Source organism: Treponema bryantii, assembly GCF_036492245.1.
GTDB lineage: Bacteria > Spirochaetota > Spirochaetia > Treponematales > Treponemataceae > Treponema_D > Treponema_D bryantii_C.
Genome location: NZ_AP025286.1, coordinates 1,405,254 through 1,430,634, shown reverse-complemented (window position 1 = coordinate 1,430,634; position 25,381 = coordinate 1,405,254). Strand labels below are relative to the sequence as shown.

The window sequence follows — 25,381 nt, the reverse complement described above, 5'->3', positions numbered from 1 at the left end:
CCTTTTTTTAGGGTATTTTATTGCTGAGAGACATTCAAAAAAAATATTTCGATATTTATATATTTTTTTTCATTTTTTTCTAAAGTAATTCATTTAACATGCCGATAAATTATGAAGAAGTGTCATGACTGTATCGACTTCGCTGAAGCAGCAGGCAGACACTTTTGGCAAAAATGTGTAGATGTAGCCTTGTAAAAACATTTACGCATTTTTGCATCTTTTAACAGAAGAAAGGATTCTTCTGCTCACATTCCAAGGAGGAATACTATGGTTATCAACCACAACATGTCGGCAATGTTTGCCAATCGTCAGCTCGGAGTTACAGGTCTCGGTCTTAACAAAGACATGGAGAAATTATCTTCAGGCGAAAGAATCAACCGTGCAGGTGATGATGCTTCAGGACTCGCAGTATCTGAAAAGATGCGCGCACAGATCCGCGGTTTGAACCAGGCTTCACAGAACTGTTCAAATGGTATCAGCTTTATCCAGACTACAGAGGGTTACCTTCAGGAAACAACTGACATCATGCAGCGTATTCGTGAACTTGCAGTTCAGGCTTCAAACGGAATCTACTCTGAAGAAGACCGCATGCAGATTCAGGTTGAAATTTCGGCACTTGTTTCTGAAGTTGACCGCGTTGCAAGTTCCGCTCAGTTTAACGGAATGAACATGCTCACTGGCCGTTTCGCTCAGCCAACAGGAGAAAATGTTGTAACTGCTTCTATGTGGTTCCATATTGGTGCTAACATGGATCAGCGTGTACAGGTTTACATCGGTACAATGTCAGCATCTGCTCTTGGAGTTCGCGAACTTGGTTCAGAAGAGAAGATTTCACTTGCTACACCGGAAGATGCCAACCGCGCAATCGGAACTATTGATGAAGCATTGAAGAAGATCAACAAACAGCGTGCTGATCTCGGTGCTTATCAGAATCGTCTTGAGCTTACAGTTAAGGGATTGGATATTGGAGCTGAAAACCTTCAGGCTTCTGAATCTCGCATCCGTGATACTGATATGGCTTCTCAGATGGTTGAGTTCACAAAGAACTCTGTACTGCAGCAGGCAGGTACTGCTATGTTAGCTCAAGCAAATAGCCAGAGCCAGAATGTACTGAGCTTATTGAGATAGGAATAATTGGCTAGTTTGCGCAAGCAAACTAGGTAAGTGCAACGAAGTTGCACGTCCTAACAGCCAGTCACAGAATGTTCTTAGTCTTCTTAGATAATTGCTTGTCTTTACTAAGATAGTGAGTTATAATTAATAGTCGTCAGAAATGACGGCTATTAATTAGCGCGGTGTTTTTTTTGTTGCTCTCCCCTTTTAATTTCATCAAAAACATCGTAGAATTAGTAGTATAACTATGCTTATATTACAATGTGCCGGTTCAGCGGTGCATAGTTCTTTGACATACGTGCCCCCATGGGGATGCAGGTGACGGTAGGAACAGTCGGTTTTGAAAAAGACTGACTATTCCTGCTGAATGGTCTGAAACTAAATCAGAGGCGCAGTACTGATTTAGCCTTCACCCGCAGGCGAAAAGCATGAGGCTTTTTGTTTAAAGCAAACATGGAGGCACAAATATGATTATTAATCACAATATGAGCTCACTCTATGCAGATCGTGTGACTAACATCTCGAATGAGTCAATCATGAAAAACATGGAGAAGCTCTCATCTGGTGAACGCATCAATCGCGCCGGAGACGATGCATCAGGACTTGCTGTATCTGAAAAGATGCGCAGCCAAATCCGTGGTTTGAACCAGGCTTCAAAGAACATCCAGAATGGTGTTTCTTTCATCCAGACAACCGAAGGTTATCTTGCTGAAACAACAGACATTCTTCAGCGTGTTCGTGAACTTGCTGTTCAGGCTGCAAACGGTATCTACAGCGATGAAGACCGCATGCAGATTCAGGTTGAAGTATCACAGCTCGTTGCTGAAGTTGACCGCATTGCCAGCGTAGCTCAGTTCAACGGTATGAATATGCTTACTGGACGCTTCGCTCTTGAAGGCGACAGCACAATGCAGTTCCAGATTGGTGCAAATATGGATCAGAATGCTCGTGTATACATTGGTACAATGACAGCTTCTGCTCTCGGACTTAAAGGTGTTCAGGGCGGAGAAGAGCAGATCACAATCAATTCACCAGAAGAAGCAAATATGACACTTGGTGCTGTTGATGCTGCGTTGACTCAGGTTAACAAGCAGAGAGCAGATCTTGGTGCATATCAGAACCGCTTCGAAATGGCTGCAAAAGGCGTAAACATTGCTGCTGAAAACACCCAGGCTGCAGAAAGCCGTATCCGTGATACAGACATGGCTTCTGAGATGGTTGAATTCACAAAGAACAGCATTCTCACACAGGCTGGAACCGCAATGCTCGCACAGGCTAATAATCAGTCACAGACTGTATTGGCTCTCTTGCAGTAGACTAATTAAAAAATAGAATTAAAGAGATAACTGGATGTCATCTTTTTGATTTGAATATGGAAGGAAGGGGTATGCGCCCCCCTTCCCTTTCCATTTTTTTCAAGGAGGAGAACTATGAATACTATAAATACGAATTCAATGGTTCATGTGGCAATGGATGGCCAGTCTCTTTACAACACAAATAAGAATTCAGCTAGCAATTCTGTACAACAGCAGAATGCAGCGGCTTCCATAACTCCCACAGGAGCCCAGGTAGCGCAGAATATAGAACAGAATATTGCCGAGATAAAGGCGGATTCTCAAGCGCTGCAGAAAATGACTGAGATGGTTGGCGGAAACAAGCTTTTGTTCAGTGTGAACAAAGAACTTGGAAGTGTAGTCGTTTCTATCGTAGATTCGGAAACAAATCAGGTTATAAAGCAGATTCCGTCAGAAGATATGCAGAAACTTAAGCTTCGCATCAGAAAAGCCATAGGCTCAATGTTCGACGAAGTAATCTAAACTATGGCCGGACTGAACATTCCAGGCGTAACTGATCAGTATAATACAAACGATACTGTAGAAAAGCTCATGAAAATTGAGCGAATCCCTCTCACAAGGGAACAGAATCAGCTTGAAAATTTAAAAACTGAAAAGGACGCCTGGCGCGAAATTAATACAAGACTTACCTCTCTTAGAGACAACACTAAGACTCTCTATTCTTTTGAAAATCCTTTTAACAGTAAACTCACCTCATCTACAGAAGAATATGCTGTTACTGCTGAAGCAAACCGCAGTGCTAGTTTACAGTCTTTTAAAGTCGATGTATTACAGGCAGCCTCTTCAGACCGTTTTCTTACAGACGAACTCGATAACGATTATAAAGTACCGACAGGAACCTATACTTACAAGGTTGGAGAAAAACAGATTATCTTCAACTGGAAAGGAGGATCCCTTAAAGACTTTTCTGCAGCAATCAACAAGCGCGGAAACAATGTCATTAAGTCTTCAATAATCGGTGCGAGTGCCGGAAAAAAATCGCTTCTCATAGAAGCAATTCCGACAGGAAAAGAAAACCGTCTTATTTTTGAAGATGATGCAAAAACCTTTGCCTTTGATTCAGGCATGGTTGATAAAATTAAATCACAGGCACAAACTTTTGCATCTTCTCAGACTGAAATTTTACCGGTAAATAAAATTGAATATGATGAACCGGTTTATATGCCAGTTCTTTCACTTACAAATACAAAATACGATGAAGAAAAACAGACTGCAGTTGTAGAACCTAGAGGAGCTTATCAGGTCAAAATCCCTGAAAAAATCCTTCGTGATACAGACCTTCATCTTCAGTTTACAGTTACTCAGAAAGAAACAGAAGATATTACTCCAGAAATCAATAAAACCTTATTACAGCCGGAACTTCCTGATGCCGGAACAGCAGAATATAGCGGTATTGTAATCAGCAATAATGCATCTGATACAAACCTTAATCTTCCGCCAGAGCCCCCTGCTCCGCTTGAACCTGTAAAAACAAATTCAATTCTCTATGCAGTTATGGACGATGGAACAGAAAAAGAAATTCCATACACTCCTTCAGAAGACGGAAAACCTGCACAAATTGATGTAAAACTTTCAGATTTCAGTGGCATAAAAGCTCTTGCAATCAGAAACAAAAACACAGGAACCTCTTACGAAATTTCCAGTATTACAGCCTTAGACCCGATAAAAGATCTTGGTTATGGACCAAAGCATCCGGTTTCTACAGCTGATGATGCCATCATAAAATATGAAGGAATTACAATTACACGTTCTTCAAATAAGATTGATGATGTAGTCCCGGAAATTACTCTTAATGTTCATGATAAGACAGAAAAAACAGCAACAATTTCAGTTAAACCGGATGTTGATGCATCAAAGGCAGCGATAATTGATTTTGTCGGTAAATATAACCAGGCAGTTGCAGAACTTAACATTCTTTCTCAGAATAAACCTGAAATCGTTGATGAACTTGAATATCTTTCAAAAGATGAAAAAGAAGCTGAGAAAAAGAAGCTTGGACTATTCCAGTCTGATTTTTCTCTGACAAATATTAAATCAAACATGGCTTCTACAATCGCAGCAAGATACATGTTCTCCGACAGTGCAGAAATCACAATGCTTTCACAGCTTGGAATTGCTACAAATGCAAGTGGTTACTCAGGAGGATATTCTCAGAGCAAGCTGCGCGGTTATCTTGAAATTGATGAAAAGAAACTTGATGATGCACTTGCAAATCATCTTGATGATATAAAAATGCTTTTTGGTTATGACTCAGATGGAGATCTTATAGTTGATACAGGAATTGCCTTTAAGCTGGACAAGCAGATTTCTGCTTATACACAGACAGGCGGAATCCTCGCAATGAAAACTTCAACACTGGATTCAAAAATCAAAAGTTCTGAAACAAAAATTACAAAACTCGAAGCTCAGATGGCTAAAAAAGAAGCTGAACTTCGTAATAAATACAGTCAGATGGAAGGCTCGCTGAACAGCCTTGAAGCACAGCAGAATACAATCTCGAACTTCACAAAGCAGCAGCAAAATCAGAATCGATAAGGCAGGTACAATATGATAGAATTTTACATAAACGGGCAGCAGGTTGACGTTCAGATTGAAGATGAACAGACAATTGGAGATGTACTTAAATCTTTTCAAAGTACCTGTGAAGAAAATCAGGCAGCAGTAATTGGTATTACAGTTGATTCAAAACAGGTTACAGCAGACAACTTCGATGAAAAAGCCGCTGAACCTCTTGGAAAGGACACTAAGTTTGAATTCCATATTGTTACAGTAAGCGAAATCAAAGCCTCTTTTGAGAAACTGTCAGATCTTTTTGCAGAACTTGCAAAACAGATGGAAGAAGTTCCTGTTGCACTGCAGAGCGGTAAAAATCTCGAAGTCAGTGAATCCATCAAAAATCTTGCTGACAGCATCGAACAGTTCTGCCATGTTGCAACACTCGCCTCTCTTTTCCCAGAGACATTTACAAATACCAGCATGAATGGAATAAATTTCAAAGATTTCTTTGCTGAATTCTCACCAATCCTTAAAGATTTCGAAGATGCATTACAGAATAATGATACGGTTATGCTCGGAGACCTTTCTGAATATGAAATCTGTCCGAGATTAAAAGATATTTCAAAGGCGCTAAAAGCCATGTAGAGAGGTGCCTATGCTTTTTTTATTAGGTTCAGGTAGCGGTTCCCCAATAGAAGCACGACAAACTCATGCACCGGATATAGTAATAATTCTGATTCTTCTGGCTGCATTCGCAGCAGTTCTTGGAGTTGTCTTCATAATCTTTATGAGGATCAAGAATTATTATAAATCAGAAGAATATATCGAAAAAGAAAGAAACCGCAAAACAAAATACAAGGATGTTCAGAAACTTGGAAAAGAAAACAACCTTTCCCAAATCGAAATTGACACTCTATGGGATGTTTGTAGAATAACTGATTCAAATAACATTCTTTATTCAATCAAAAGCAACAATGAAGTAAATGAATTATTCCGCAATGCTTATGAAATAATGAAGCAGCAGAATCTTTTCAACGACGAAAAACTTAATAATTTCTTCACTACACTTTTTAAGCTCGAAATGATAGTTGCTCAGTACAAAAAAGTTCTTTCAACAAGACAGATTGCCGAGCAGACACTTATATTTTATATATCAAACGAAGGTGAACAGTATCCGTTTACAGTAACTCAGAATCAGAAAGATTTCTTTACAGCAGAGATTCCTGAGTTCATATATAAATCACCACGAAGACCAGAACTGCTCACACGAAGCCGATTTACCTTCAGAACTTCAGATGGACTTTCCTATAATTTAGTTACCAGAATTATCCGCTATAACGAAGGAAATGACGGAAAATTCTATATGGTACTCTCTCATTCAGAACAGCTTGAATGTCAGGCACAGCGACATTACAAACGAGACTTTTTTGAAAAGGAATGCCATTTTAAATCTGTTAAACATATTGATAAACCTCAGAAAGGCGAATCAGAGTATACGTTCTCTGAAAAATCATATCAGGGAAAACTTACAAACATTTCTGCAGGTGGATGCTGTATTCAGACAGACCTTCCGATTAAGGAAAAGCAATACATAGGCGTTATACTTCCAGATACTGGTATTGATGAAACTATAGTTGGAATGATTCGAAGAACCCGAAGACTTCCAACCGGAAAACTGGCACTTCATATTCAGTTTGTACAGATTTCTCTTGCAACAAAGAACAGGATTCACACTCTTGTTTATAAATATGAGTTGTAGAAAATACTTGATAACAGCGATATTTTGGAGTATTCTATAAGAATATGAGAGTCATTGAGCTACAAAACATTCAGCGCGAAGAAGGGCAGATTTTCTATCTCAGAAAATACACTTGTGATGCTGTAATGGAGTTTCCTACAAGCACAGATACAGTTCAGATTTTCTTTAGCATTGAAACAAGCCCTATGGGAAAAAAGATTATTGAGCTCTCATTCCCACAGCCTATTAACTACCCTCTTATCCCGGTAAAAAAGGCATTGCTTGAATATATTTTTACAGAAGAGCTTGAAGGCAGACTGCCTTGTTGACTTTTACAACTAATTCTCCAGAAGAAACAATTGCACTTGGTGTACGCATCGGCAATAAGCTTAAAAAAGGCGATGTTATTGCAATGCAGGGAACACTTGCTGCAGGAAAAACAACAATCACAAAAGGAATTGCTCAGGCACTTGGAATCACAGATACCATCACAAGTCCTACTTTTTGTCTGATTAGCGAATATTACGGAAAAATGCCTCTCTATCATATGGATGTTTATCGTCTTGAAGGCGGTGAAGATTTTGTCAATCTTGGTACAGACGATATGATTTATGGAGATGGAGTAAGCATTATAGAATGGTCTGAAAAGATCATGGAAGAATTACCTTCACGAACCATCATACTTCGTCTTACTCCACAGGATGATGGAAGCCGTCTTATTGAAATTGAAAACTGGAATAATGGGGACATCTAAGGAGAAACAATGAATATTCTGGCACTGGACTGCGCAGTTACACGTATCTCACTCGCAGTAAAAACTGATTCTAAATTTATTTCTGCAACTTATGATATTGGAATGAGACAGTCAGAGATTCTCGTTCCTTCAATTGATGAGCTTTTGAAAAAAGCAGAACTGAAGCCATCAGAATTAAATGCAACAGCTCTTACAATCGGACCGGGAAGTTTTACCGGACTCAGACTTGGAATCTCAGCTCTTAAAGCAATTGAACTGGCTTATAATGTTCCTGTTTACGGAATTTCAAGCCTTGAAGCTTATGCATATCCATATAAAAACTTAGGATTTACTGTACTTTCCTGCATTGATGCAAACAAAGATAAATTTTATGCCCGCCTTTCAGATGGGTCAAATATCCTTTTGAAAGATGATGATTATGAAATTGAAAAAATTACAGAAGCTGTAAAAGATTTAGATACAGTCTTTGTCTGCGGACCAGATGCAACAAAACTCTGTGAAAAACTGCAGACGGTTTTTGCTGATATAAAATTCCTGATGCCAGAGGTACCGGCTCAAACTGCAGAAGCTCTTATTCTTATGACAGAAGAGCTTATAGAAAAAAAAGCCGAACCGCTTAAAGATTTTGACGGTCCGGTTTATTTACGAGCAAGTGAGGCTGAGCTCAAACTTAACGGTACAATTTCTTAATTTATTTTTTAAGAAGCTTACTTAAAGCACTTACAGCATTGATTGCCTTTTCATTGCCAGACTGTTCAGTCTGAACAACAGCAGCTTTATTTTCATTCTGAATGGCATCAAAAACTTCCTGGCGGAATACCTTTACATCCTTAGGAGCTTCAACACCAATTTTTACCTGATCTCCGTGAACATCAATCAGGGTAATTGTAATATTATCACCAATTTTAATTTTCTCATCGATTTTTCTTGAAAGGATAAGCATTAACACCCTCCTTTCTGATTTAAAGTCTGAACGATATCAACCTTTGTAGACCATCTGTTATCACTGAGGATTGCCTGCATACACTGATGATTTTTTTTGTTGATTACCAGAGGTCCCTGGAAATTAGCAGTAATTGAAGAACCATCATGTGGAACAGTTACAATTGTCATTATAATTATATCTTCAGGTTTTGTAATTCCGATTTTCTTTAATGAAGCATCATCAATATCTGTTTCATATTCATTGCAGATCAGAAATGGATCTACAATCAAGAATGCAAGATTTGAATCTTCACAAGACTGAAGCCAGAGAAATGGTTCATAATCTGAATCCACAAGAGCATATTTTGTGTATTCTTCAAAACCAAAAAGTCCTTCTGGAATTGTGATAAGCCTGTCTTCAGTAATCTCTATTTTTCCATGGGCTTTAGTTACTATTTCCATCTAAAATCTCCTGTTTGCTTTATGATTTTATTAACGCATATAATTTAATAATGTTGATGAATACATTTTTCCAGCCTGACTCAAGGTAGCCTGATTTGTATAGTCGAGCATCTTAAGGTCTGTAATAGCCTTTGTAAAATCAAGATCGCCTTCACGGCTAACCATTGAAGTTACATCAAGAGCAAGTTTGCTGCTTCTTGTTGCATTAAGCTGTGCTCTTTCATATTCAGAACCAGATTTTGCGATTCTGGTAACAAGGCTGTCGATTCCTTTGTCGAGTGCTCCGAGAACACGGCCGCCAATGCTTTCCTGGTCACCTGCAAGGAGAGCGTTGCGGAATGCGATGACTGTATCGAACATGCTGCCGCCGCTGACGCGTGCTCCTGTGGCCAGATTGTATGGCGGAAGCTGTGAAGCATCTTTTATTACGCCAAGTTCTTCAAGTGTACTGCCGCTTATATCCTGAAGCCAGAGCTGACGTGCATCTGTTGTTTCAAAATTAAGTGCATTGCGTACAGGATCAATTGTAGCCTTTACAGCAGCGCCGCTATTATTGATTTTTGCAGCAACGGCATATACATTGTCGCCCTGCTTAATTTCAACTTTTACACCATCAACAGAAATAACTGTATCACTGCTTGCCTGCCACTGAGAAGCATCACGGGAACCAAATACCTGCTGATTTTCTGCCCAGAAAGTTTTGATTCCGGCATTATCATTTACAAGGTATTTTCCTTCATCAACTTCTACACGATTTACATCAATATTTCCGTTGTAGCGAACATTCTTAATAAGAGGAACTCCACTGCCCTCTACATTTCCCATTTCAATATCAAAAGCAGTTGCCTTAGTATTTGTTCCGGCAAAGATTGAATTACCGTCCGCGCTTACCGCATTTGCGTTCTGCACAAGCTGCTTCAGAAGCTCATCAACCTCAGTAGCCATATTAGACATATCTTCTTTTGTATAAATTCCATTGGCACCAGTTACAGCAAGCTCGCGTACGCGCTGCATAATTTCCAGAGAATCAGTCATATAGCCTTCACGCACAGTAAACTGATCAGAAAGTGTCAGCGCATTTTTCTCAAACTGATTTACGCGTCCAAGATACGACTGATATCGCACCAAATGGCCGGCCGCAATAGGATCATCACGAAGCTGCTGGATTCTGTGCTGAGACCCGATCTGGTTATTAGCACGATTCAGGCGGCTCTCCTGAAGGCGGAGACTGCTCTGAGTATTGTTATTATTCATCTGTGAACTGATTCTCTGCATATTCTAGTTCCTCTCTTTATTTTCCGTTAGACGCCCAATCTGTTGATAACTGTATCAATCAAACTGTCCCAGACTGTAATAAACTTAGCCGCAGCATTATAGCCATGCTGGAATTTCATGATTTCGGCAAGTTCCTCATCAATATTTACACCACTGATTGAGTCACGAAGATTACGAAGATCATCCATAATTGCATTCTGACTCAAAAGATTTGTTTCTGCCTGTTCACCTTTAAGACCTACATTTGTTACTGTATCTGCAAAGTAGTCATCAAAGGTCTTCATACCGCCAACCATAACGCTTGTATTGCGGATAGCGGCAATTTCTACTGCAGCACGGCCGTCACCTGTTGGAGCTGTTCCTGCGGCATCCATATAACCGGCTGCAACGCTCATTACGTCGTTACGAAAAGCCTGATTTACTTCGATATAAGCAGAAGGATTATAAACCGGAGAAACTGCATACTGACTTCCAGCTGCAAGGGCATTTACTGCATCAGCCTGAGCAAAATCATAAGCTCCGGCTTCACCGGTTCCTGCAAGGATTCCAGAATAACCTGCAAGGAAATATCCTGAATCTTCTACATGACGGATTACAAAATCAGGATTCTCTACATCCTGTGCTGTAGTAGCCTTCAAAACAAGGTGATTATTCTTATCAAGATAAGCTTTTACTTCGCTTGTACTGTCATTTATGCGGGCAATTACTGTTTCTACTGTATCTGTGTGGAAATAAGGAACCTGAACTTCACCAGTTGAACCGCTGAATCTCATTACACCTTCAATTCCAACCTGCTGCTGCATATCAAGAGCATTTGTACCTGTAAAACGGAAAATATATGATGTATCAAGTTCTCCATCTCCGTTTCTGTCAAAATTACCGTGTGCATTCTCAACAAAACTATGCTGTGTAAAGAAATCAAGCCCTGTAACCTTATTTGCGCCAACTGCATTGCGGTGTACATCGTTTACAAGGTCAGCAAAGTTCATTGTCATTGTATTTAATGTCTGAATTTCATTACGAACGTCTACGTCACGGAGTTCTACGAGTGCGCCGAGTGTACCGCCATTGAATACAGCATCATTTCCAGTATCTTTCCATACAAGTTTGCTGTATCCTGTATCATCAAAACGAGGAACAAGGTCAATTTCACGGGCAATATTTCCCTGTACGATTACGCGGCCACCAACGTGCACCATAAATTCGTCACTATCACGCTGGTCTGTAGAAATATTTATCAACTTAGAAAGTTTATCTACAAGAAGATCGCGGCGGTCAAGCAAATCATTAGGATTATCGCCCATAGCGCGGCTTCTTACGATTTCTGCGTTGCAGTCTGCAATCTGGCGTACATAACTGTTTACCTGCTTTACAGTTGCTTCAATATCACCATCAATAAGATTTCCTACACCGGCTAAAGCTTCCCAGCGCTGTTTAATTGAATCTGTAAGGGTTTCGGCACGAGTTACAACTGCCTGACGGGCTGCCTTGCTTTCCGGATTTATAGAAAGTTCCTGCCATGCTTCCCAGAATTTGTCCATATTCGAACGAACAGAAATATCATCTGGCTCATTATAAATCTGTTCAATCATGGTGTAATATTTTGAACGTGTATCCCAGTATGATTCCTGATTTGCCTGGGCAACAATACGTTCATCAAGCAATTCATCTCGTATACGATTGATTGACTGAACATCAACACCCTGTCCAATAAGACCAGGGCGCTCAAGTCGTTCAAGATCAGGCTTATAAAGAGGATCAAACTCCTTTATCTGAACTCTCTGACGGCTGTAACCTTCAGTATTTGCATTTGAAATGTTATGACCTGCAGTTGTGATGGCATCTGTATTTGCCATAATACTGCGTTTTCCTAATTCAATTCCAGAAAATGTTGATCCCATATTTTACCCCCTCACATTTACCAGAACGCTTGCAGGCTCTGATTTTGTGATAGTGCCGTATTTCGTATAATTTTTATTGCGGGTCTGTGGCAGAGCCTTCTCTACTACTTCTGCAATAAACTCACGAGTTACATTTACATAATTTGAAATGACCTGATTTTCTACCTTGCATTTAAGGAGTTTTGTACGGAGACGACCTAAGCGATCAAAATATGGTCTGATCTCATCTGTTTTAAGCTGTTCCTGAATTTCATCACGACGAACATCGAATTTCTGAAAGCTGTCTGAAATAAGATTTACTTCATTTATATGTCCAACCAGACTTTCCCAGTCCTTATCTGTTATTGCCTTACGAAGCATTTTCTGTTTTTCTGTAAGGCGATCAAGAAGATTTTCTTCCTCTGCAAGAACTGTTGAATATTCATTAATTAATTCGTCCATCTCAAAACCTCTTTTAAAATTATGGTCATTCCCTTTGAATATCGGAATTATGAAAATTTTGTTTAGTGATTTTTATAAGAAAAAAAATTAAAAAATGTGAAAATTTTATGCTAAGAAAACGTTTTCGTTAGTAATATGATATGTTTTTATCTTGATTTTTTTTGATTTTGCGGTAACCATTAATAATTAAACATTGTTAACTAAATTTGTAACAGTTTTAAAATCTGCTTTCAGAAAAAACTGTTCCTTATTATGGAGGTTGACATGTTATTTAAAAATACTATTAAAGTCAAAGTTATCAGTTAATTCCTAAAAGTTTTCCAATTTAATTAATAAAGTCCTAAATCAAATTTAATATTATATTTGTGCGAATTCTTTTCGCATAAGGAGATTAATTATGTGTTTAACAAACACAAGGAAACTGATTAAACGAATTGCACTTACATTGTTCATTACAATGGTGGCATGCAGCTCATTAAGTGCAAAATCAAAATCAAAACCAAAAAATGAATTGGTAAAGGAAGAAGACGGATTCTATTATGGATACGGAAAAGGTTCTTCCCTTGAGGATTCAATCGCTATTGCAAAAAAAGACCTGCTTGAAAATGCATTAACTGCAATGGTTCGTGTTTCTGACCCAGCTGCAAAAAAAATTACAGTAGGTGAAGAAGTTGTTGATGAAAGACTTGGTAATATAAAACCTTTCTCTCAGAGCAAAAGCGGCGACAATGTAGTTTACAGAATTAAAGAAGTTGACTGGACAAAAAATGAAACTGCGTTCCAGAAAAAACTTCGTGATACTCTTGTTTCTGATTATAACAAGCTTATTTCAAGCAGAGATGTTGCCGTTAAATTCGAACTTGCAGCTTCAATTTTGAGCACACTCGAAAAAAATGGTGAAACAAATCTTTTGACATACCAGGATGGAGCTACAGAACTTCTTTCAAGAAAAGTTGAAAATATCTGCAAGACTATTGCAGAAGGTTTTGAAGTTTCATTCTCAGTAAAAGACTGTATTCTTTCTGAAAATCCTGAAATTGAAATTACTGTAAAAGATAATGCAGGCACTCCAGTTTCTGGGCTTAAGTTAAAGACTGTCTGGGCTGCACCTTATGTTTCAGTTCTTTCTGAAGAATCAACACTTGAAGAAGTTGTTTCTTTCGTAAAAACAGATTCAACTGGTTCAGCAAAAATTGACTTCCCTCTTTCAGAAGAATATTTGAACTGTGTTCTTGACCTTACAATTACAACTTCATTCGGAGCAGAAAAATTTGTTTCTCCTCAGATGCGTGCAATTGATAATATCTCTTCAGTTGATGCAAGATACTTTGTTGCTTCAGATATCAATCAGACATACTCTTTTGCAAATGTTGAAGGTGGTGAATTTAATGTTGGTGCCCTTGGACACGATGCAAAGGCTGCTAAAAAAGAAGCTGCTCATACAGTAACTCTTGAAGCTTTTGATATTGCTGTAGCTCCTGTAACAAACTATCAGTATGCACTTTATCTTTATCTCACAAGAAATGAAGATACTCCTGAATATTTTGTAAACTCAGATTACAACAATCCTAATCAGCCTGTTATTGGAGTTTCTCTTGAAGATGCTGAAAATTATGCAGCATGGCTTTCTACTCAGATTAATGCAACTCTTCGTCTGCCGACAGATGATGAATGGGAAGTTGCTGCAAGAGCTGGTGCTGAGTTTATTTATCCTTGGGGTGATGATGATCCTTCAAAGGGAAAGAAAGCAAATTATAAAGGCAATGGAAAATATAAGTATACATCTCCAGTTGGAGCATTTGAGACAGGAATCAATGCATGGGGACTCATGGATATGTCTGGAAACGTTTGGGAATGGACAACTTCTATGAGAAATCTTCCAGAAGACTCAGAAATGAGAACTGTTAAAGGTGGTTCATGGATGGATGGTGCAAATGATTTGAGAATTTCAAACTATAAAAACATTGATAAAACTCAAAAATATCCTGATGTAGGATTCCGTTTAGTAAAGGAGGTTTCTAAATGAAAAAATCATTAAAAGTTTTATTTGCAGTTTTACTTACAGCGCTGGTAGTTTCATGTGAATCTACAGAAGTTATTGATGGAGATCCTAATGTTGCAGCAGGTATCAATGCCTGGAATTCAAGAGGACCTGATGCAGCTACAGCATATTGGACAGATATTGAAGAGCCTGCTAAGCAGAAAAAATATTTGAATTACGTTACTTTGTTCAACGCCGGAAAAAATGCTCTTGACGGTACAGATGGTGTAAAAAATTCAGGAAAACTGGTTTCTGCATCTAATACTGCACTTGCTAAGTTTAAGGCATTGGATCCAGCACTGGAACTTCCAGCAGACGTAAAAGAAAAAGGTATTGATTTGTCTGTAAAGTGTATTGATATTCTTTTATCTCAGGAAAACCTGAATGATGCAAATAATATGTATACACAATCTGTAAAGATTTACGGAAAGAGCGACAAATACAATACTGTTGCTAAGGAACTTGATGTTTGTAAGTCTATCGAAGCAAAACGCAAGAATGCTGTAGAAGAATCTGACAGAATAAAAGAAATTGAAGATGTTGATGAAAGAATTAAAGAGTTGACTTCATTTAAGGAAAGTCTTGCTGATTCTGAAGCAGAAGTTAGAAATCTTATAAATAATTCTGGAGTTGGTAAAACAGCTGGTGTTTCTGCATTTGAAAAGAGATTCAAGAAATTGAACCAGGATGTTGCTATTCAGCTTGAAGGTGCTTACCGTGATAAGATTTACGAATACAAAGAGCGTATTGGTGAAGAATTTGCCCGCCAGATGACAGGCAAAGAAAATGGTAACTACAAGCTCGAAGAAATCCTTGAGCACTATCAGTCAATCGAAAAGAATATCGATGCAATTTATGCCGAACTCCTCGACTTTGCTGCTAAGCATGAAAAGAACGTAGATCAGGATGTACTTGATGAAGTTACTTTGCAGAAAAAAGATCTCTCTGCAAAAATTGCTCAGATCAACAAAGAAATTGCCAGAGAAAAGGAAATTGCAAGCCGTGGTAAGACTGTAATGCCTCTTATGATTGGTTTGTTCAACCCAGCTCCTGGTTCTACAGCAGAAAGCAAGAAATCTCGTCCTGCAAAATTCAGTGCTACAAAGCAGAAGAAAGCTGAATACTGGTGGGGTATGGTATCTATCCCTAAGGGTGAAATGAATGACCTTGTAATTACATTGAAGGATAACAGAAATGTTAGAGTATTCAATGAAAATACAAAGAGCGGAAAACTGATCGAAAAGAATAATCTTAAAGACCTTGTTAGCCGCAGCTCAAGAGTTGGTAACTCATGGCCAGTATTGAACGCTGGTTCTCAGCTTAAGGGATCAAACTACTTCTTCGAAATCGATAAGGGTAAGACAGAAGATTACTCTGGTGAAGTAGTTGTATATAGTTCATTTATCACAAGGATGCGTTAAGTATGAAATTAGGAAAGAAGAGTATAATTTCTATTGTCGTAGCAGCACTTGTTGTAGTTGCTGCTGTAGTTGGTGTTGTTATTTGGAAGGCACAGCCAAAGGGTGCTGTAGCTGCTGTTTCTACACTGCCAGATTCTCTCAATCCGGTTCTGGAACAGAACACTTCTGGTATGAATGTCAGTGAATTGATTTTTGATGGTCTTACAAACTTTGAAGTTGACCCTCAGACAAATCAGCTTTACACAGAACTTGCTCTTGCAGAAAGCATTGAGCAGAATCAGAAAGATAAGAAAACTTATATAGTTACACTTCGTGAAGATGTAGTATGGCATGATGAAAGCCCTCTTATCGCTGAAGATGTTGTTTATTCTTATAACGCTTATGTGCTTGAAGAAAATAACTCTCCAAAAAGAGATTACTTGAATTCTTTCATTGAAAGCGTTGAAGCACTTGATGACAAGACTGTACAGATTGTTTTCAAAAATCCTATGCCTGAATTCCGTGCTTACCCTGTTCTTACATTCAAAATCATTCCTTCAAGATTCGAAGGAAAAGATATGGATGTAAATATGCGTGACGGTGAACTCGAAAGACGTTTCGCTACAGAGCCAATCGGAACTGGTCCTTACAAGCTCCAGAGCTGGGAAATCGGTAAGTGGCTTACATTCAAGGCGAATGGTCTCTACTTCAGAAACGTTCCAAAGGTTGAATCAATTGTTATCAAACGTGTAATCGACCCTATCGTTCGTATGAACGAATTGAGCAAAGGTCGTGTAAATCTCGTACTTGAAACTAACCCTATGGATCGTGACACAGTTGCAAAAATGTCAAAGGTAGATATCAATTCTTATATGCCATATGCATTCTATAGCCTCGCAATCAATACAGAATTGTTCCCTAAAGCAGAAGGACGCCAGGCTATGGCAACTGCGTTGAACAGAACAGAACTCGTTCCAGGAATTACAGATCAGGAAGAAGGAGTTGTACTCAACTACGGTCCATTCCCATCAAATCTTTTTGAAGTAAATATTCCAGAGTATGCTAATACACCACTCCCAGATCTTATGCCATATGATCTTTCAAAGGCTAAGAAACTTGCTAAGACAGGTGATGTTCAGGGACAGAATGCAAAACTTATCTATCCTGACTCTATGGGTGAATTCGGTAAGCAGCTTGCAGATGGTATCGCAAAACAGCTTGAAGCTATCGGTTTGAATGTTGAAGTTAAACGTACTGGTGACCAGGTATTTAAGAGAATGGTATACAAAGAGAAATCTTATGAACTCGCTCTTATGTACTATGATGGTTTTGATAACATTTATTCAACAATGGGCAGCCTGTACAGAACAAACGCTTCAGAAAACATCACTGGTATTGCAAACAAAAAACTTGATTCACTTTTTGATACATGGGAAAAAGAAGTTGTAACAGCAGACTGGATTAAACAGACTCTTTTACTTAATAAAGAAATCTGTGAATTGTCTCCTACAATTGGACTTTGTTCTCTTCAGAAAGATGTTTACTCTCGCGGCTTAACTAACGTCTATATAGCAACAGATAACCCGTTCTTGTCTGCAGAAGAATGGAAATTTGATAACTAATTAAGAGGTTATTAATGCGATTCTTACGCTTTTTAGTTAGAGAATTGCTCCTCCACGGCATTATTTTTGCCGTGGTAGGAACTTTAGTTCTCTCGTTACTTTATCTTCTATCAATTGGAGCCCCTGCTGAAGCTTATGCAGATGCAGGCCGTTCTTTTTTACTTTTTATTTCCGGTAATGCCAATTCAAAGACTGTTGGCTTTACATCTGGACAGATTATTGTAGCCGGTGCCATTCAGACTTTTCCTTTAGCAATGATTTCCCTGGCATTTGTAATTTTAATTGCACTTGTATGTTCATCTTATGCTGTAACCAGCAGATATATGGCTATACACTTTGCAAAGAAATCTGGTGAAAAAATTGAAAAGGTATGGAGTTTTATTGCTTCTATTCTGGCTGCTATTCCTTTGTTTATCGGTTTCTGGGTAGCTTATGTAACTTTTGGAAACGGCGTACCACTCTTTTTCATTGCTCTGGTAACTGTTGTTCTGGGTGGTCTTTCATGGGATGCTACCAACTTCTTGAAAACAGACATGATCAGTCAGGTAAATCAGACACATGCCATTGTTTTCTCAACTTTAGGAAGAAATCTTGGAAGATTCTTCCCGCTACCAGGTACTTATTCTGGATATCTTTTCCAGTCAAGTTTACCTCGCTTTATTCCTTATCTTGCAGGAAAGGTTCCTGCAATTATTGGATCAGTTACAATTGCTGAAATTGCATACAGTTTCCCAGGCTTGGGAAGTAATTTAATTGATGCTCTTGTACAGACTAATACTGACCTTCTTGTTACTTCAGTATTTGTACTTTTGTGTATAAATGCTGTTGTATCGTTCCTTGTAAAAACGATACTATTCCTGATTTATCCGAGGGTATATGAAAAAGCAATTTAACATCTTAAAATATACTGTAGTAGTATTGTTTATTTTGCCATTGATTATTTCATGGCTTCCCTGGACATGGTTTAGTGGTATTTTCTCAGAAGAATTGCGTGATGCAGATTATATACGCATACTCTTCAACTCTGTAAAAGAACTCTCTATTACTTTAGTTTCTACAATGATTTTTGCAATGCTCATCAGCTATATACTTGGCTTTTTGAGTGTCTTATCATTGAAAGTAGGACGTTTCTTTTCAAACATTTTGAATGCCATAGAATCAATTCCTTCTATTCTTATTGCCCTCTTCTGTTATGCTCCAGTTTCTGGTGCTCTCGCAAAGAGTTCAGGTAATACATCTGCATTCCTTTCACTTGCTGTGTTTGTACTTGCATCTACTGCAACTGTTTTGCCTGAAGCAGTAAGAAGTATTTCTATTCCACTTTCTGATTTATATCATCAGAAATATAGCGTTTCATTCCGTTCTTACGGTTTTGCAAAGGGCAGAATCCTTTCTGTTCTGATGAAAACTGCATTAATGAAAGATACATTAAAGCGTGTTGTTGCAGGCATTTTGCTTAAGACTCTGGTTCTTGATACATCATTCGGCTTTGTTATCCAGGTAGGTCTTGGAGCAACTGGTACTCCACAGCATACAAGCCCTGGTGCTTTAATTGCCTTGTACCGCCGTACACTTTTAGGATTCGATGGAACACCTTCCATGTTCTGGATCCCATCTGTTATCCTGATTGCTTTAAGTACTGCTTTCCTTATTGTACTTGGTGATAAGAAGGAGGAAGCATGAAACCTGTAGAATTAAAAGATTTTTGTATTCATCTCAGAGATAGAATTACTTTTAACAAATGTGATTTTTCAATTGAAGCAGGTTCGGCTTCTGTTATTATGGGACCGACCGGAACTGGTAAATCAGTTTTTCTTAAATCAATTGCCGGAATTTTGCCAATGCATATCTTTAAGTTTGAAGGAAGCATGAAGGTAAACGGAATTGATGCATATATTGATGGTGAAAAACTTGGTTTTAATCAGTGGACTCAAATTGAACAGTCAGGCCTTATGTTTATTCCTGCAGAAACTGCGCAGGTAATGAACTCGGCATTAACACTTGATCAGAACCTTGCCTTGCTGGCACCTGGATGCCGGCCGGAGATTGTACGCCGCCTTAAGGAATTCTTTACACTGGACTTTGAAGCATTTGCCCGCCTCTATCCGGATGAAGTTTCTGGTGGTGAAATGCAGCGTATTACATTGATGATTCTGCTTTCACGCAAAGGTAACCTTATTCTTCTTGATGAACCAACTGTAAACCTTGACCGCAACCTTAGAAAGAACTTTGTTGAATTCTTAAACAAAGAAATCCTTTGTGATAAGACAAAGACATTCCTTATGGTTAGCCATGACCTCGACTTTATTAAGCGCCTTACTCTTACAGACGCATATAAGCTCGAAGATGGCGTTCTCAGCAAGATTGAACAGCTTCCAGAAATGGAAGGATACGAAAAACCAGAGGCTAAAAAAGGTGCTTCGGGTTCTGCCATTGAATTGAAGAACGTTGCTCAGCGCTATAATAAGCGCGGTCTGTTTGGTGAAAGAAAGTTCACTGCTTTTGAAGGCCTGAACCTTACATTTGAGCGTTCTACAATTTACGGTATTACAGGACCTTCTGGATGCGGTAAATCAAGTACTATTAAAGCAATTTTGCGTCTTCTTGATGAAACTTCCGGTCAGATTCTTATGGAAGGTAACGACCTTGTTGCGCTTAAGCCATATGAAAATGGCCGTGACCCTAAGGTATTCAAGCCTTTCAGAAAGAGAATGGCTGTTGTTCAGCAGGATTCCCGTTTCTCGTTCTTCCCGGATTTAAAAATCCGCGATTCATTCCAGCAGATTGTTAATGCAGGAAACGAAGGAACTATTGAAGAACTTGCTGAAAACCTGGAAAAGGTTGGCCTTACAAAAGCTCACCTTGACTGTAAGCCACAGATGCTTTCTTCCGGCGAAATGAAGCGTATGGATATTGCCCGTGCTTTGACTGCAAAGCCTGACATCCTCCTTCTGGATGAACCATTTGCACATATTGACTTTGACACACGGTTGAATGTAATGAAGGTAATTTCAGATTATCTTGCAAGCCATGCAACAATTCTGGTTGTTGTAACACATGAAGATTTCGATTTAAGATACTTCATTGAAAAGAATTACGATTTCCCAGAATTAGTCGGTATGTATGCAATCGAAAAATAAATAGAAAGCAAATACAATTTAAAAGGGGCTGTCCATATTGAAATGGACAGCCCCTTTTTTATGGAAATCAATTTATGCGTCTGAGAGGATTCGAACCTCCTACCACCGGATTCGAAGTCCGGTGCTCTATCCAGATGAGCTACAGGCGCATTCTGGCAAAATTGCCATCAAAAAAAAAGGTGCAAGAAGTTTATTTCCTGCACCCAGGGTGCCTAGTCGGGATCGAACCGACGACAACCAGATCCACAATCTGGCGCTCTACCGCTGAACTATAGGCACCGTATTAAAAAAAAGCTCCTTGTTTTTGGCAAGAAGCTTTAATGAGCCATGCAGGGATCGAACCTGCGACCCACAGATTAAGAGTCTGTTGCTCTACCAGCTGAGCTAATGGCCCGAAGTCGTAAGTGACTTAGTGATAATGAATATACATGAAACATAACTTTTAATCAAGTGCTTTAGTGCATTTTTTAACAATTTTTTTAATTTTTTTTATTATTTTTTTCTAACTGTATAAAGCTTCATTGTATCAGTTTTTCCGCGGATTTGAGCATCTGCAATAAAATCAAGTTCATTATTTTCATCAATTCTTTCTGCAGACGCTTCTGAAAGCAGCAAATCAGTCGTATAGGTTTTACAAAGAGATTCGAGCCGACTGGCAGTGTTTACAGTATCCCCAATTACAGTATATTCCATACGATTAGCTGCTCCTATTGTTCCTGCAAAAACAGGACCAGTATGAATTCCAATACCAAACTTTAGCTGAGGAAGGCCCTCTGCTTCAAAATCCTTATTCACTTCAACAAGAGCTTTTCTCATATCTAAAGCAGCATCAAGGGCATCTTTTGCACTGTTATTTGAACTAACAGGAGCTCCGAAAATTGCCATAATTGCATCACCAATATATTTATTTATGATTCCATGATGAGCTGTAATACATTTTCCAAACGCAGTAAAATATTTATTCAAAAGCTGTACTACTGCAGACGCTTCCATTTTTTCACTCATAGCAGTAAAGCTTCTTATATCACAAAACAGAACTGTTACTTCGCGGGTTTCACCTCCAAGCGTTGTTCCCAGAGATTCTTTTCCATTCCCCATCAGATAATCCCGGACTTCAGGATCAACAACCTTACCGAAGGTATCCCGCATAAACTCTTTTTCTGCAAGGGAGTCCGACATGTCATTAAAACTGTCTGCAAGAAGCCCTAACTCATCTGCAGTAACAATCCCTACCCTTGTTTTATAATCTCCGCTTTGAATTCTTTTTGATGCTTCAGTCAAATTTTTCAGTGGATTCAATATCAGGTTTGAAAGGCTTATTGTTATTGTAAAAGCAATTATTAAAAGCAGTACTGAAACAAAAATAACACCCCTGTTAATTGCAAGTCCATTATTTATCTGAACTGATATTAGGCTTGAAAGCAGAATAATAACAGGAAAAACAGAAGAGACCATAAAACAGTAAAGCATAAGATGCTTAAAAGAAGGACGTACAGAAAAGTTCTGTCTTGAAATATGACCTTCGGGAAAGACCTTTGGAAGAAGAACTGTTCGATTCAATATTTCAATAGGAAGATAGCATAAAGTCCAGGCTGTCATTCCCGAAAAAAGAGCAAATCCCCAGCTGGAAATAAGAATCGCTTTTATATGAATCCCAAAATATGATTTTGCATAAAGAACAAATGGAATTTCAATTAATTAGTAAACATTCCATCCTATAACTGATGAAAGAGAAAAAACAGATGGAATTTCAGCTATATTTTTAACTATTTTTTCATCGGTTTTAAAAATACGTTTAGCATAAATTATACAAACGAAAGCAGGTATTAGAAATGCGAACAGCATTGCAATCATAGAAAGATTATTCTGTCTTAAAAAGCTTTCCCACTTTTCAATATTGTCTTCATCAAAAACTGGAATAGAAATAAACTGAGGAACCAGAACTGCAATCATATTGGAAACAACAACAATAAGACCGTATATTGCTGTCATTTTTGCAATTAACTTTTTGTTTAACTCCATTATTTTATTTTATCATACTATTTCATGCTTTCAAGAAAAATTATGAAAATCTAATAAAAACAATGCTCATATCTTGACATAATCCACTTATTTCTATATTCTTACATACCGTAGTCGCAAGACTTGAATGTGATTTTTCACTCGCGGGAGTGGTGGAATTGGCAGACACGCCAGACTTAGGATCTGGTGCTTCGGCGTGAGAGTTCAAGTCTCTCCCCCCGCACTTTGACTACAAACAAGATTTATGCGGAAATAGCTCAGTGGTAGAGCGCCACCTTGCCAAGGTGGATGTCGCGGGTCCGACTCCCGTTTTCCGCTCGATTAAAGGCGTTTGCCTGTAATACAGAATAATGCGGAAATAGCTCAGTGGTAGAGCGCCACCTTGCCAAGGTGGATGTCGCGGGTCCGACTCCCGTTTTCCGCTTGAATCTTATATAGAGACGCAATTTCTTGTGTCTCTATTTTTTTATTAAAACACAGGCCAAGCGGCCTTACTCAGGAGTACCATTTTGAAACTTAAGAAAGAATTCAAGAGTCTTGAAAAATCGGCAGTTGAGCTTACTGTAACAATTGAAAAAGCAGAAGTAGAGAGCGCTTACAAATCAACACTTGCTAACTATGTAAAGCACGCTCAGATTCCAGGTTTCCGTAAGGGTCATGTACCTCAGAATGTTTTGGAACGCAAATACGGAGATTCTATTAAAGCCGACACAATCGGAACTCTCATTGATCAGTCATTCGATGAAATCTTCAAGGAAGAAACAGAAAACCGCCCTCTTCCATATTCACAGCCTGTAATGGACAAAGCTCCAGAACTCGACATCACAAAAGAACTTACATATACAGTACACTATGACGTATTCCCAAAAGTAACTGTAAAAGATTTCTCTGGCGTAAATGTAAAAGAGCCACAGGTTACAGTTTCTGATGATGATTTGGCAGAAGAGCTCAAGTCTATGCAGGAAAGAAATGCAATGGTTATCGAAAAGAAAGATGCAACTGTTGCAAAAGATGATATCGTAACAATCAACTACTCAGAACTTGGAGAAGACGGAAACGTAATCGCAGGTTCAGAACGCTCTGACTTCGTATTCACAGTTGGAAGCGGCGAAAACATCTACAAGATCGATGACGAAATCATCGGTATGAAGAAAGATGAAACTAAAGACATCACAAAGAAATACAAGAAGGATGATGCTGATCCAGAACTCGCTGGTCAGACAAAGAAAATCCGCGTAACAATCAAGGCTGTAAAGGTTCGTGACCTCCCTGCCCTCGATGATGACTTTGCACAGGACTGCAACGAGAAGTACAAGACTCTCGCTGACATGAAATCAGACATCAAAAAGAACATGGAGCTTGCTGCAAGCCGCCGCGTAAAGGAAATGAAGAACAATTCTCTCCTCGAGCAGCTTGTTGAAAAGAACAAGTTCGATATTCCAGCTTCTATGCTTCAGGCAGAACTTGATGGCCGCTGGAGAATGTTGGCACAGCAGTTCCAGACAACTCCAGAACAGCTCGACAAGATGATCGCAGCTTCTGGTCAGACAAAGGAAGCTATGCTTGAGCAGTGGACAGGCGACAGCGAAAAGATGCTTAAGTCTCGTATCATCGTAGACTGCCTCATCCGCGACCGCAACATCAGTGTAACTCCAGAAGAAATCGAAGCACAGTATGCTAAGATTGCTGAAGAAGGTGGAATGACTGTAGAAGAAGTTAAGAAGCACTACGAAGATCCACGCGCTAAGGAATACCTTATCGACGACGCTAAAGAAAACAAGCTTTACGACGAAATCTACAAGGAAGTTAAGGTTTCTAAGGGCGACAAGATGTCTTTCAAAGATCTCTTTGCTAACGTTCAGTAATCAAACATCTTCATTGATATAAAGATACGTCATTGCGAGGAGCGAAGCGACGTGGCAATCTTTTTTATTATGGATTGCTTCACCTTTGACTCGCAATGACGTATTTTTTTTCTCTCCATGCACTCCTTAGCTCTGTAAGAAATTTATTTATTTACACTACCCAATAATCAAAAAATTCAGTATATTTAATATGATACACTAGTTGTACTAAAGGGGATTTTATGAACGAAAGCATGAACACACTGGTTCCATACGTTGTTGAAAAAACAGGTAACGGGGAACGCAGCTACGATATTTTTTCAAGACTTCTTAAAGACAGAATCGTTTTCATCGATGGCGAAATTAACGACCAGATGGCAGACCTTGTCGTAGCTCAGATTCTCTTCCTTGAATCAGAAAATCCGGAAAAAGATATCAGTATTTATATCAACTCTCCTGGAGGAGCTGTAACTGCTGGTCTTGCAATCTATGACACAATGAAATATGTAAAATGCGATATTCAGACAATCTGTATGGGACAGGCAGCAAGTATGGCTGCAATTCTCCTTGCAGGCGGAACAAAGGGTAAGCGTTATGCACTTCCTTCAAGCCGTGTTATGATTCACCAGCCACGTGGTGGTGTTGAAGGACAGGAAAGTGATATCAGCATTCTTGCAAAGGAAATTATCAGATTAAAGAAGCTTTCTATAGAATATCTTGCTAATGACACTGGAAAAACTAAAGACAAAATTGCTGAAGATATTGAGCGCGACTTTTTCATGTCGGCACAGGAAGCTGCTGATTACGGCGTGATCGACCACGTAATGCCATCACGCAAATAACTGGAGATTTT

The 25,381-nt window shown here is 38.9% G+C and carries 24 protein-coding genes and 6 tRNA genes; 20 read left to right on the top strand and 10 right to left on the bottom strand.

The window, feature by feature from the left end:
• The first annotated feature begins 267 nt into the window (after positions 1-267).
• From AABJ44_RS06410 to tsaB, 9 genes are all read left to right on the top strand, one after another.
• Positions 268-1,128, top strand: a complete 861-nt coding sequence (locus AABJ44_RS06410) for a flagellin N-terminal helical domain-containing protein (RefSeq protein WP_074644806.1) — start codon at positions 268-270, stop codon at positions 1,126-1,128.
• Between the two features lie 452 nt (positions 1,129-1,580).
• The gene (locus tag AABJ44_RS06405; protein WP_074644808.1) at positions 1,581-2,429 is read left to right on the top strand and encodes a flagellin N-terminal helical domain-containing protein; all 849 of its coding nucleotides are present in this window, start codon (positions 1,581-1,583) and stop codon (positions 2,427-2,429) included.
• A gap of 114 nt (positions 2,430-2,543) precedes the next feature.
• The gene (locus tag AABJ44_RS06400; RefSeq protein WP_338371069.1) at positions 2,544-2,930 is read left to right on the top strand and encodes a flagellar protein FlaG; all 387 of its coding nucleotides are present in this window, start codon (positions 2,544-2,546) and stop codon (positions 2,928-2,930) included.
• 3 nt (positions 2,931-2,933) lie between these two features.
• On the top strand, positions 2,934-5,003 hold the full coding sequence (gene fliD, locus AABJ44_RS06395) for a flagellar filament capping protein FliD (protein WP_338371068.1): 2,070 nt from the start codon (positions 2,934-2,936) through the stop codon (positions 5,001-5,003).
• A gap of 12 nt (positions 5,004-5,015) precedes the next feature.
• The gene (locus AABJ44_RS06390) at positions 5,016-5,609 is read left to right on the top strand and encodes a hypothetical protein (protein ID WP_338371067.1); all 594 of its coding nucleotides are present in this window, start codon (positions 5,016-5,018) and stop codon (positions 5,607-5,609) included.
• Between the two features lie 10 nt (positions 5,610-5,619).
• A complete protein-coding gene (locus AABJ44_RS06385; protein WP_338371066.1) occupies positions 5,620-6,723 on the top strand; it encodes a PilZ domain-containing protein in 1,104 nt (367 codons plus the stop codon).
• 44 nt (positions 6,724-6,767) lie between these two features.
• Positions 6,768-7,031 (top strand): hypothetical protein, encoded by a 264-nt coding sequence (locus AABJ44_RS06380; protein ID WP_074644814.1) that lies wholly within the window; start codon positions 6,768-6,770, stop codon positions 7,029-7,031.
• Positions 7,028-7,456, top strand: a complete 429-nt coding sequence (gene tsaE / locus AABJ44_RS06375) for a tRNA (adenosine(37)-N6)-threonylcarbamoyltransferase complex ATPase subunit type 1 TsaE (RefSeq protein WP_338371064.1) — start codon at positions 7,028-7,030, stop codon at positions 7,454-7,456. Before AABJ44_RS06380 ends, tsaE begins: the two co-directional genes overlap by 4 nt.
• Before the next feature lie 9 nt (positions 7,457-7,465).
• Complete coding sequence (gene tsaB / locus AABJ44_RS06370) at positions 7,466-8,146, top strand: tRNA (adenosine(37)-N6)-threonylcarbamoyltransferase complex dimerization subunit type 1 TsaB (protein WP_338371062.1); 681 nt, start codon at positions 7,466-7,468, stop codon at positions 8,144-8,146.
• Between the two features lies 1 nt (position 8,147).
• Here the strand turns inward: tsaB and csrA are convergent, their stop codons facing one another.
• From csrA to AABJ44_RS06345, 5 genes are read right to left on the bottom strand one after another with little or no spacing between them, the layout of a single operon-like run.
• Positions 8,148-8,399, bottom strand: coding sequence for a carbon storage regulator CsrA (gene csrA, locus AABJ44_RS06365; RefSeq protein WP_074644820.1), 252 nt, complete (start codon positions 8,397-8,399; stop codon positions 8,148-8,150).
• Positions 8,399-8,842: a flagellar assembly protein FliW gene (gene fliW, locus AABJ44_RS06360; protein ID WP_338371061.1), complete on the bottom strand. Its 444-nt coding sequence runs from the start codon at positions 8,840-8,842 to the stop codon at positions 8,399-8,401. Before fliW ends, csrA begins: the two co-directional genes overlap by 1 nt.
• 30 nt (positions 8,843-8,872) lie before the next feature.
• Positions 8,873-10,117 carry a flagellar hook-associated protein 3 gene (locus AABJ44_RS06355; protein WP_338371060.1) on the bottom strand — a complete coding sequence of 415 codons (1,245 nt, stop codon included), beginning with the start codon at positions 10,115-10,117 and terminating at the stop codon, positions 8,873-8,875.
• A 26-nt stretch (positions 10,118-10,143) separates the two neighbouring features.
• Positions 10,144-12,018 (bottom strand): flagellar hook-associated protein FlgK, encoded by a 1,875-nt coding sequence (gene flgK / locus AABJ44_RS06350; protein WP_338371059.1) that lies wholly within the window; start codon positions 12,016-12,018, stop codon positions 10,144-10,146.
• Positions 12,019-12,021: 3 nt separating this feature from the next.
• A complete protein-coding gene (locus AABJ44_RS06345) occupies positions 12,022-12,459 on the bottom strand; it encodes a hypothetical protein (RefSeq protein WP_074644827.1) in 438 nt (145 codons plus the stop codon).
• A gap of 397 nt (positions 12,460-12,856) precedes the next feature.
• Between AABJ44_RS06345 and AABJ44_RS06340 the strand changes: the two genes are divergently transcribed.
• The 6 genes from AABJ44_RS06340 (at position 12,857) to AABJ44_RS06315 (ending at position 20,662) form a co-directional block, all read left to right on the top strand.
• A complete protein-coding gene (locus AABJ44_RS06340; protein ID WP_338371058.1) occupies positions 12,857-14,485 on the top strand; it encodes a formylglycine-generating enzyme family protein in 1,629 nt (542 codons plus the stop codon).
• Positions 14,482-15,921, top strand: a complete 1,440-nt coding sequence (locus AABJ44_RS06335) for an AAA family ATPase (protein ID WP_338371057.1) — start codon at positions 14,482-14,484, stop codon at positions 15,919-15,921. Before AABJ44_RS06340 ends, AABJ44_RS06335 begins: the two co-directional genes overlap by 4 nt.
• Before the next feature lie 2 nt (positions 15,922-15,923).
• On the top strand, positions 15,924-17,522 hold the full coding sequence (locus AABJ44_RS06330) for an ABC transporter substrate-binding protein (protein ID WP_338371056.1): 1,599 nt from the start codon (positions 15,924-15,926) through the stop codon (positions 17,520-17,522).
• 71 nt (positions 17,523-17,593) lie between these two features.
• Positions 17,594-18,415: an ABC transporter permease subunit gene (locus AABJ44_RS06325; protein WP_338371054.1), complete on the top strand. Its 822-nt coding sequence runs from the start codon at positions 17,594-17,596 to the stop codon at positions 18,413-18,415.
• Complete coding sequence (locus AABJ44_RS06320) at positions 18,399-19,205, top strand: hypothetical protein (RefSeq protein WP_074644837.1); 807 nt, start codon at positions 18,399-18,401, stop codon at positions 19,203-19,205. The genes AABJ44_RS06325 and AABJ44_RS06320 overlap by 17 nt, the downstream gene beginning before the upstream one ends.
• A complete protein-coding gene (locus AABJ44_RS06315) occupies positions 19,202-20,662 on the top strand; it encodes an ATP-binding cassette domain-containing protein (protein ID WP_338371053.1) in 1,461 nt (486 codons plus the stop codon). The genes AABJ44_RS06320 and AABJ44_RS06315 overlap by 4 nt, the downstream gene beginning before the upstream one ends.
• A gap of 75 nt (positions 20,663-20,737) precedes the next feature.
• On the opposite strand, the gene AABJ44_RS06310 is transcribed toward AABJ44_RS06315, so the two are convergent.
• The 5 genes from AABJ44_RS06310 to AABJ44_RS06290 form a co-directional block, all read right to left on the bottom strand.
• Positions 20,738-20,811: transfer RNA gene (locus tag AABJ44_RS06310), tRNA-Arg, on the bottom strand.
• Positions 20,812-20,869: 58 nt separating this feature from the next.
• Positions 20,870-20,941, bottom strand: a tRNA-His gene (locus AABJ44_RS06305).
• Between the two features lie 42 nt (positions 20,942-20,983).
• Positions 20,984-21,056, bottom strand: a tRNA-Lys gene (locus AABJ44_RS06300).
• Positions 21,057-21,154: 98 nt separating this feature from the next.
• A complete protein-coding gene (locus AABJ44_RS06295; RefSeq protein ID WP_338371052.1) occupies positions 21,155-22,261 on the bottom strand; it encodes an adenylate/guanylate cyclase domain-containing protein in 1,107 nt (368 codons plus the stop codon).
• 99 nt (positions 22,262-22,360) lie between these two features.
• A complete protein-coding gene (locus tag AABJ44_RS06290) occupies positions 22,361-22,684 on the bottom strand; it encodes a hypothetical protein (protein ID WP_338371051.1) in 324 nt (107 codons plus the stop codon).
• 143 nt (positions 22,685-22,827) lie between these two features.
• Between AABJ44_RS06290 and AABJ44_RS06285 the strand changes: the two genes are divergently transcribed.
• The 5 genes from AABJ44_RS06285 (at position 22,828) to clpP (ending at position 25,370) form a co-directional block, all read left to right on the top strand.
• Positions 22,828-22,907, top strand: a tRNA-Leu gene (locus tag AABJ44_RS06285).
• Between the two features lie 23 nt (positions 22,908-22,930).
• Positions 22,931-23,002: transfer RNA gene (locus tag AABJ44_RS06280), tRNA-Gly, on the top strand.
• Positions 23,003-23,036: 34 nt separating this feature from the next.
• Positions 23,037-23,108: transfer RNA gene (locus AABJ44_RS06275), tRNA-Gly, on the top strand.
• An 85-nt stretch (positions 23,109-23,193) separates the two neighbouring features.
• Complete coding sequence (gene tig / locus AABJ44_RS06270; protein ID WP_338371050.1) at positions 23,194-24,549, top strand: trigger factor; 1,356 nt, start codon at positions 23,194-23,196, stop codon at positions 24,547-24,549.
• 221 nt (positions 24,550-24,770) lie between these two features.
• Positions 24,771-25,370, top strand: coding sequence for an ATP-dependent Clp endopeptidase proteolytic subunit ClpP (gene clpP, locus AABJ44_RS06265; RefSeq protein WP_074644845.1), 600 nt, complete (start codon positions 24,771-24,773; stop codon positions 25,368-25,370).
• The last annotated feature ends 11 nt before the right edge of the window (positions 25,371-25,381 follow it).

Coding starts and splice junctions, on each gene's coding strand:
- AABJ44_RS06410 (WP_074644806.1), top strand. CDS start 268: ATGGTTATCAACCACAACATGTCGGCAATGTTTGCCAATCGTCAGCTC.
- AABJ44_RS06405 (WP_074644808.1), top strand. CDS start 1,581: ATGATTATTAATCACAATATGAGCTCACTCTATGCAGATCGTGTGACT.
- AABJ44_RS06400 (WP_338371069.1), top strand. CDS start 2,544: ATGAATACTATAAATACGAATTCAATGGTTCATGTGGCAATGGATGGC.
- fliD (WP_338371068.1), top strand. CDS start 2,934: ATGGCCGGACTGAACATTCCAGGCGTAACTGATCAGTATAATACAAAC.
- AABJ44_RS06390 (WP_338371067.1), top strand. CDS start 5,016: ATGATAGAATTTTACATAAACGGGCAGCAGGTTGACGTTCAGATTGAA.
- AABJ44_RS06385 (WP_338371066.1), top strand. CDS start 5,620: ATGCTTTTTTTATTAGGTTCAGGTAGCGGTTCCCCAATAGAAGCACGA.
- AABJ44_RS06380 (WP_074644814.1), top strand. CDS start 6,768: ATGAGAGTCATTGAGCTACAAAACATTCAGCGCGAAGAAGGGCAGATT.
- tsaB (WP_338371062.1), top strand. CDS start 7,466: ATGAATATTCTGGCACTGGACTGCGCAGTTACACGTATCTCACTCGCA.
- csrA (WP_074644820.1), bottom strand. CDS start 8,399: ATGCTTATCCTTTCAAGAAAAATCGATGAGAAAATTAAAATTGGTGAT.
- fliW (WP_338371061.1), bottom strand. CDS start 8,842: ATGGAAATAGTAACTAAAGCCCATGGAAAAATAGAGATTACTGAAGAC.
- AABJ44_RS06355 (WP_338371060.1), bottom strand. CDS start 10,117: ATGCAGAGAATCAGTTCACAGATGAATAATAACAATACTCAGAGCAGT.
- flgK (WP_338371059.1), bottom strand. CDS start 12,018: ATGGGATCAACATTTTCTGGAATTGAATTAGGAAAACGCAGTATTATG.
- AABJ44_RS06345 (WP_074644827.1), bottom strand. CDS start 12,459: ATGGACGAATTAATTAATGAATATTCAACAGTTCTTGCAGAGGAAGAA.
- AABJ44_RS06340 (WP_338371058.1), top strand. CDS start 12,857: ATGTGTTTAACAAACACAAGGAAACTGATTAAACGAATTGCACTTACA.
- AABJ44_RS06335 (WP_338371057.1), top strand. CDS start 14,482: ATGAAAAAATCATTAAAAGTTTTATTTGCAGTTTTACTTACAGCGCTG.
- AABJ44_RS06330 (WP_338371056.1), top strand. CDS start 15,924: ATGAAATTAGGAAAGAAGAGTATAATTTCTATTGTCGTAGCAGCACTT.
- AABJ44_RS06320 (WP_074644837.1), top strand. CDS start 18,399: ATGAAAAAGCAATTTAACATCTTAAAATATACTGTAGTAGTATTGTTT.
- AABJ44_RS06315 (WP_338371053.1), top strand. CDS start 19,202: ATGAAACCTGTAGAATTAAAAGATTTTTGTATTCATCTCAGAGATAGA.
- AABJ44_RS06295 (WP_338371052.1), bottom strand. CDS start 22,261: ATGACAGCCTGGACTTTATGCTATCTTCCTATTGAAATATTGAATCGA.
- AABJ44_RS06290 (WP_338371051.1), bottom strand. CDS start 22,684: ATGGAGTTAAACAAAAAGTTAATTGCAAAAATGACAGCAATATACGGT.
- clpP (WP_074644845.1), top strand. CDS start 24,771: ATGAACGAAAGCATGAACACACTGGTTCCATACGTTGTTGAAAAAACA.